At 32.6% G+C, this 8225-nt stretch carries 6 protein-coding genes; 5 read left to right on the top strand and 1 reads right to left on the bottom strand.

Going from position 1 to position 8225, the window contains the following annotated elements; translation table 11 throughout:
• Positions 1 to 352: 352 nt before the first annotated feature.
• From mef(C) to B4J88_RS12590, 3 genes are all read left to right on the top strand, one after another.
• The gene (gene mef(C) / locus B4J88_RS12600; protein ID WP_085286200.1) at positions 353 to 1576 is read left to right on the top strand and encodes a macrolide efflux MFS transporter Mef(C); all 1224 of its coding nucleotides are present in this window, start codon (positions 353 to 355) and stop codon (positions 1574 to 1576) included.
• A gap of 4 nt (positions 1577 to 1580) precedes the next feature.
• Positions 1581 to 2465, top strand: a complete 885-nt coding sequence (gene mph, locus B4J88_RS12595; RefSeq protein ID WP_291067780.1) for an Mph(E)/Mph(G) family macrolide 2'-phosphotransferase — start codon at positions 1581 to 1583, stop codon at positions 2463 to 2465.
• A 266-nt stretch (positions 2466 to 2731) separates the two neighbouring features.
• A complete protein-coding gene (locus tag B4J88_RS12590; RefSeq protein WP_114999181.1) occupies positions 2732 to 3571 on the top strand; it encodes a tyrosine-type recombinase/integrase in 840 nt (279 codons plus the stop codon).
• A 21-nt stretch (positions 3572 to 3592) separates the two neighbouring features.
• On the opposite strand, the gene B4J88_RS12585 is transcribed toward B4J88_RS12590, so the two are convergent.
• On the bottom strand, positions 3593 to 3940 hold the full coding sequence (locus tag B4J88_RS12585; protein ID WP_291064999.1) for a helix-turn-helix domain-containing protein: 348 nt from the start codon (positions 3938 to 3940) through the stop codon (positions 3593 to 3595).
• Positions 3941 to 5932: 1992 nt separating this feature from the next.
• Here B4J88_RS12585 and B4J88_RS12580 point away from each other — a divergent pair.
• Both B4J88_RS12580 and B4J88_RS12575 read left to right on the top strand, forming a co-directional pair.
• On the top strand, positions 5933 to 6715 hold the full coding sequence (locus B4J88_RS12580; protein WP_291067779.1) for an RNA polymerase sigma factor: 783 nt from the start codon (positions 5933 to 5935) through the stop codon (positions 6713 to 6715).
• Positions 6716 to 6717: 2 nt separating this feature from the next.
• Positions 6718 to 7815, top strand: coding sequence for a hypothetical protein (locus B4J88_RS12575; protein ID WP_125350260.1), 1098 nt, complete (start codon positions 6718 to 6720; stop codon positions 7813 to 7815).
• Positions 7816 to 8225 lie beyond the last annotated feature (410 nt).

Below are 8225 nucleotides of genomic sequence, written 5' to 3'. Positions count from 1 at the left end.
TGGAAAGGGTTGCAGGTAACGTTTTGGGGCTTTGCGATGGTGGGGCAATCGAAGCACAAATCTTCAATTTTGCACAAAAGTTGAACCGAAGAACAACAGTTGAACTTTGCAGTTTCGCCCCACTATTGCAAAACCCTTGTTAGCTGCTGGGCTTAATTTTGCTAAAATAGCTTATTTTTTGAGATAATAATTTGTACTTTTGTGGCTTCACTTCCAAAAAGTATACAACACGTGGCAAAGCCTTGGATTAAATAATTATTAGGGTAATTCTCTTCAAAACCCACTTTTATGGTATAGTACTCTATTAGTATTATGCTACAATTATTTTGTTGTATAATTTAATCAAGTTTTTATGGAAAACCGTAAATGGTTTAAGACCTATATGTTTATATGGGCTGGACAGTTTGCTTCAATGCTTACAAGTTATGCTGTTCAGTTTGCTATTGTTATATGGCTTAGTCTGGAGTACAAGTCAGCCGAAGTTTTAGCCTACGCAGGAATAGCAGCTATGTTGCCTCAAGCATTGATAGGCTTAATAGCAGGTGTATATGTTGACCGTCTCAATCGTAAATATGTAATGATTTTTTCGGATGCTTTTATAGCTCTCTGTGCCCTTTTGTTACTCGTCATTTTACAAAATGAAAATGTTAATCTTATATGGATATACATTTTATTGGGTTTACGCTCTGTTGGTAATGCTTTTCACGCTCCGGCACTACAGGCAATTGCTCCGCTGATTGTACCCCAAAATGAATTGATAAAGGTAGCAGGAATTAATCAGGTGTTACATTCGGTTTGCAGTATTGGTGGTCCTGCCATTGGCACATTAGCCATTGCTTATCTTCCTATTTCAAAAGTATTGTACTTGGATTTGATTGGAGCATTGCTGGCTATTCTTTCACTCGTGATGGTGAAAATTCCCAATGTGGTTGCGAAGTCAAAATCGTCTGCACATTCTATTGCTACAGAATTTTCGGAAGGGTTTCAGACTGTTTCAAAAAACAAAGGTTTGCGTTATCTTTTTCTTTATGCAATGGCGATAACCTTTGTTATAATGCCAGCTGCCATTATGTTTCCGTTGCTCACAACAGGGCATTTTGCAGGAGGAAAATGGGAGATAGGAATTGTAGAAGTGGTTTGGGGCGGAGGTATGCTTATTGGCGGTGTCATCCTGAGTATTTTCAAATTGAAAGGCTCAAAAGTAGTCGCAGTCAATGTTATGTATGTATTATTGGGACTTACATTTATTTTGAGTGGTGTATTACCTGCAAGTTGGTTTGTAGGATTTGTGATGGTAACAGCCATTGGCGGTATCAGCCTGTCTGTTTTCAATGGCTGTTTTACAGCAATTGTACAAACAGAGGTAAGTCCTGAAAAATTAGGACGTGTATTTTCACTTTATTATAGTTTGGCAGTTTTGCCAAGTGTAATCGGTTTATTATTCACAGGCCTGATTGCAGAAGTTATTGGTGTAAACATTACGTTTATCATAAGCGGTTGTTTGGCAATCCTTGTGGGTATTCTTTCGTTTAGCACTCGCAACTTAATGCAATTAGGTAAAATCAAAAATATTTAAAAAAATGAAAAATAGAGATATTCAAAAATTAGCGGAAAGAAATGGGTTAATTCTTTCGGATGAAATGAGTTTTAATGAAATGGGAATTGATTTTAAGGTTGGTTTCGCTACAGATAGGGATGGCACAAAGTGGTTGTTGCGTATTCCAAGAAGAACAACCTTAGGCGAACAGATTGCGAATGAGAAACGCATTCTTCAATTGGTGTCGAAATACCTTTCGGTTCAAGTTCCTGATTGGCGTATAGCTAATGAAAAACTGGTAGCCTATCCTTTGCTCGATGGAAAACCTGCACTTACTTATGATGCGGAGACTTATGAAGTAACCTGGAATATGTCTAAAGAAAACGACCTTTATATACCATCATTAGCGAAAGCACTTATAGAACTTCATTCAATTCCTACGGAAGAAGTACTTCGTAATAATCTAAAAGTTTTGACACCTGAACAGGTTAGAAATGAGATTTCTGAAAGATTGATTTTGGTGAAATCTGAATTAGGGATAAATGCCGAATTAGAACTTCGGTACCAAAAATGGCTGGATAATGATGCCTTATGGCCGAATTTTACAAAATTCATTCACGGTGATTTGTATGCAGGTCATACACTTACTCATCATAAAGGAGAAGTTTGTGGAATTATTGATTGGTCAACTGCACAAGTCAGCGATATAGCACAAGATTTTTCAGGTCACGTTACTGTTTTCGGTGAAGAAAGTCTGAAAAATTTAATTTCGGCATACGAAAAACAAGGTGGAGAAGTATGGGATAAACTGTTTGAACAAGCAGTTGAACGAGCTGCTGCCGCACCTCTAGCTTATGGATATTTTGCTTTAGAAACACAAGATGAAATTCATCTTAGTTCTGCAAAATTACAGTTAGGTGTTGAGTAGATTTTTTTTAGTAGGGGCTGACACCTTAATCGGGTCAGCTCCCTATTATTTCAAGGGATGTTTGTCTATTAGCGGTGTTGTGTAGCCTTGCAGCTAACATTGTTTTTTCACGAAACTGATCTAGCTTTTGTTTCGTAAAAAATCAACTATATCCGCATTTCGTAAAATTAAAAACAAATATAATTATTTTTTTGTAAATTAGACACTTACTAAAATAATATTCATGTATCACGAAGTAATTTGATGTAAAATGTAATAATGAATGTATGGATAGCGAAACGATTCTAAAAACGTTGCAAAATCGATTAAAATTACAACGATATGCAAACAATACCATAAAATCGTATTGTGGTTACACCCAAGTTTTCTTAGAACAGATGGAAAAATACAATAGATTAGATGAAATTCCTATTTCAGAAATCGAATTGTTTATCAATACAAAAGTAATTCAAGAAAATATCAGTGTTTCCTATCAACGTTCTTTGGTTGGAGCAATTAAAAAAGTATTTGAATTAGTTGAAAATCAGAAAATTGAATTAAATTATCTTTATCCGAAACGAAAAGTTAATAAATTACCAACTTTCTTTTCTCAAGAAGAAGTACGAAATTTATTAAATGCAACAGAAAATTTAAAACATAAAGCTATTCTTACCATAATCTATAGCTGTGGATTGCGACTAAGCGAATTGATAAATTTAAAAATTGCAGATATAAAATCAGAAAGTAATTTACTTCTTATTCGTCAAAGTAAAGGTAACAAAGATCGTATAGTTGCTTTGCCAGATAAACTTTTGCTATTATTGAGAGAATACTATAAGGTTTATCAACCTAAAGACTTTTTGTTTGAAGGCGCAAAAGGCGATCAATACAGCGAAAGAAGTGTCCAATTAATTTTAAAAAACGCTATGAGTAAAGCTGGTGTTTTATCAAAAGGCAGCGTACATACATTAAGACATTCCTATGCTACTCATCTTATAAAAAGTGGAATTGATGTACGTGTAGTTCAAGAATTATTAGGTCATAACGACATTAGAACTACCATGATTTATACGCACATTACAGATATTGATAAAAAATCTACACCAAGTCCTTTAGATTTTTTGTGATAATTTGTAAAATCTAACATATTATTTTATCTCAACAACCTTCACCACTTCACTTTTCAATATTTTATTGCCTGCCTCATTATAAGTCTGTTCTACCGTAACTTTAATTCTGTCGTATTGTGGAATTGGAAAGTTTAATAACTCACCAATATTTTTGTACCCGAATGCTTTTGCTAAAAGAGTGATGTGACGGGTGCTATATTTATGTTTTTCACGATAATTTTCAACATTACCAATGAAACTTTTCGCTAAACCCATTTTAAGACTAAGGGTTTCTTGTGAAAACTTTTCCTTTATTCTTAGTTTCTTAATATGTTGGATTAACTCAAAATCAAATTGAGTAGTTTCAAATTCAAAATATTTTATCATTTTATTAAAATATTTTACACCAATATATTGGTGTGTTAAAAAATATTGTTATATTTGTATTAGCGATTTGATAATTAGACTTTTGATAGTCATAATTAAACGATGTGACTCGATTCCAAAACGACCAATTTTCCATCGAGAACACCGTGAAATTGCTCCATGTCTCAAAAGTTTTGTACTTTCGTATATGGCATGTGAGCGGTTCTCACGTTAGCTTTAGGTGGAAACTTTATTATCCTCGGATTTTAAAGACGGGTTTGGTCGCCCATGGATCTAAGGTGTGAGACTGCTCCTTGCTTTTTTTGCAAGTATATCTTCATACACGAGAAACATCGTTCCATAAAACCCAACACAAAATGAGAACGAAACAATTTCCATTCATCCGTAAAAAACCACCAGACAAAGTCTGTTCGTTTTTTCCATTCTTTTAAAGAACAATTCTCCGTTTTATAACATTTAACGGAACGTAAAGAAAAGGTTCCCCTTTCTTTACTCGCTCTCTATCTGAGCCTCGGTAATGAGACTTTGACAGTTAGGTTATACTCTTTTTTTCGCAAATTAAAAGTAAACCCTTTCATATCATTTTCCAAATTTATTGGGGCTACTACCTGATTTAAGTTGTAAGTAATGAGTTATAAGTAATGAGTTAAATGTATGATGTACAGATTAGATGTTAGATATGAGAATTGAAATTTTAGAGTTGTTAAAAGTGATAACGAATTTGACTATTGAAAAAGGATGAAAAACCGGCATTAAAACTCTCACGTTAAGAAAATGTTTGAGTGCAACGTTAAAAAGATTTTAGCCCATAGTTTTTTTTAAATCTTTAGTGGAGTGAAAACATTTTTAGTAGAGAGGTTTACGGACAAGAGTTTTTTGATTACTTTTTTGCTCATTTCCCCGTAGGGCATATGAATACCGATAATTAAAATAGATATGCTATGAATAAAAAAGTGATAGAAAGTATTTTACATTCGTTTTTTCCTTGATGAAAAAACGAACAAAAAAAATCAAGACCGCGATTTTCGACGTTCAATTACCATTTCACGCACTAAAAAGATTAAATATTTCGCATACGCTCACTAATCTTTTTTACGCTTGTTTCAATGGATTGAAGCTCGTCTGCAAATCGTATGTCGACTCTAAAATCCGTTGTTAAAAGTGATAACGAATTTGAATATTAAAAAAGGATTAAGAAACTGGCATTAAAACTCTCACGTTAAGAAAATGTTTGAGTACAACGTTAAAAAGATTTTAGCCCATAGTTTTTTTTAAATCTTTAGTGGAGTGAAAACATTTTGAGTAGAGAGGTTTACGGCCAAGAGTTTTTTGATTACTTTTTTGCTCTCTTCCCCGAAGGGCATGTGAATACCTATAATTAAAATAGATATGCTATGAATAAAAAAGTGATAGAAAGTACTTTACGTTCATTTTTGTCTTAACACAAAAACGAACCAAAAAAGTCAAGACTGCGATTTTCGACGTTCAATCTTCATTTTACTCTCTAAAAAGATTAAATGACTCGCTATCGCTCACTAATCTTTTTTACGCTTGTTTCAATGGATTGAAACTCGTCTGCAAATCGTATGTCGACTCTAAAATCCGTTATTAAAAAAGGATTTGAGTATTGAAAAAAGAGTTAAAAATCCGACGATTTAGAATCGAAATGCAATTCAACTCTAAATTATTGGAATAAAAAAGTTGAGGTGTTTGAACGAAGTGAGTTATCAACTTTATGGAAATAATTTATTTAGTTGAATCATTGAGAGACTACTGTCGGCATCTTTTTTTGTTTCGTTTTTTGGATGAGCAAAAAAATGAAAGTAAAGAACAAATTTGAAATAAAAAACAAAAAACCCTTTCCCAAAAACAAAGTTGGCGCGATGTACAGGAAAAAGAGTGACTTTTAAAACTAATGTTGAATTTAAAAACTATGTAAAAACGTAGAACGTCATACGTATCACGTAAAACATAAATAAAACCACCTTTATTATGCTAGAAAAAGAATTTGAATTATTAAAAAAAGGTAATTCTACTGCCTTCGAACGTATTTATGTCAGGTACAATAAACGAATCTTTTGGTTTGGTAAACAAATAATTGAGGATGAATTTGTAGTAGAATGCTTGGTACAAGATGCATTTCTAAAATTATGGGAATATCGCGAAAAGATGGAATCTCCTGATCATATCTTTTTCTTTTTAAGGTTTGTAATGAAATACAGTTGCTATTCGCATTATGCTAAACCGAAGAATAAGTTTTTTAGAACTGTAAGTTCACTAGAAAGTTATGAGAATTATCAAAGTTATTTGTCTGGATATGATCCCGCAGATAACATTCAAAACCTAAACGAACAAGAAACACAACAGCACTATTTTGATCAAATTATAAAAGTATTACCCTTATTAAGTGCTGAAAGAAAGCATTTGATTGAACTCTGTTTAAAACATGGATTTCAATACAAAGCGATTGCTAAAGCAATGGGAAGAGGAATCACTGAAACGAGTAACGAAATTAAACATACTATTGATGATCTTAAGAAGATTTTAAGTCACCAAGATAAATTAATTATTAAAACCAAAACAGTCTCTACAGCAGAGAAGGAAAATCAAATATCTGAAACACAATCGTTGATTTTAAAACTTCGATGTAAGCATAAACAATCTTTTTCAACAATAGCTTCAGCATTACAATTGTCTCAAAAAGAGGTACACAATGAATTTATAGTCGCTTATAAATTCACTCAACAAAACAAAGTTCAATCCCTAAACTATTGATCATGGAAAAATCTACTTTAATACTCACTCGAAAAATACAAATACTTATCGATTTACCAACTCAAGAAGAACGCAAAGAGGCATTAGACAAGCTTTATAGATGGCAAAACAGATGTTTTAAAGCCGCTAATTTGATTGTTTCTCATTTGTATTTACAAGAAATGATGAAAGATTTTTTGTACCTCTCTGAAGGTGTTAAATATAAATTAATGGACGAGAAGAAAGATGCAGAGGGTATATTAAAAAATTCGCAAATGAGTACCACTTATCGTGTGCTATCAGACCGTTTTAAAGGTGAAATTCCAACCAATATATTATCTTGTTTAAATAATAGACTCCACAGTTCATACAACAAAGATTCTCAAAGATATTGGAAAGGAGAAGCTTCGTTAAAAAACTTCAAACGAGATATGGCATTTCCTTTTGGAGCAGAAAGTATACGTAGCTTCTCTTACAATCCTGAGAAAAAATGTTTTTGTTTTCGGTTGTTTCAACTTCCATTCAAAACCTATTTGGGAAAAGATTTTACAAGTAATAAAAGGTTATTGGAACAAGTGGTAAGCGGAGAAATTAAACTTTGTACATCACAAATAAAGTTAGAAAAAAGTAAAATATTTTGGTTAGCTGTTGTTGAGATCGAAAAAGAAAATCATCAATTACAACCCGAAATTATTGCAGAAGCTTCTCTCTCTTTAGAATATCCGTTGGTTGTAAAAATAGGAAAATCTCGGCTTACTATAGGAACCAAAGAAGAGTTTCTATACCGAAGGTTAGCGATACAAGCGTCCCGTAAACGAATACAAATTGGGGCAACTTATGCAAAATCGGGCAAAGGAAAAACGAGGAAACTAAAAGCGCTAGATAAAATGAGTCAAGTAGAAAAAAATTATGTGCATCATCGACTACATGTTTACAGCAGAAAGTTAATTGATTTTTGTGTAAATAATAAAGCAGGAACACTTATTTTAATGGATCAAGAAGAAAAGATAGAGCTGGCCAAAGAAGAAGATTTTGTACTGAGAAATTGGAGTTATTATAAACTGATGACCAAAATAAAATATAAGGCAGATAAAGCAGGAATTGAGCTTATAACAGCTTAAAAATATAATTTTTGAGGGTGATTGTACACCCGTAAGGTGAGGTTGATAATAAACACTCACTAAATATAAACAACATATATAACGCAAGGGCCAATTTTTTTTCATCTACAGATACTTGCTAGATACTCCCAACATAAAGGCAGGATAAAGGCAACATAGTGGCAGTAGAATGTATGTAAAAGATTTTTGTAGTTCAGATGTTGTAATAATTGCCAAGTTGTTTTTTATACAAAAAAATGTTTAGTGGAATACAAAAGGATATCATTTTTAAAGTTTCAATGGATTGAAACTCGTCTTTTGAGCAATGATAATCTTTAAATTTCATTTAAAAAAGTAGATTTTAGTGTTGTACTATGTAATATTTATAATGTATTAAGTAAAATCCATTATGTATTTGTGAGAGGCTGGAA

It is taken from the genome of Empedobacter sp. UBA5036 (genome assembly GCF_002415215.1).
In the GTDB taxonomy this organism is placed as follows: Bacteria; Bacteroidota; Bacteroidia; order Flavobacteriales; family Weeksellaceae; genus Empedobacter; species Empedobacter falsenii_B.
This window is presented reverse-complemented; position numbering and strand designations above follow the sequence as displayed.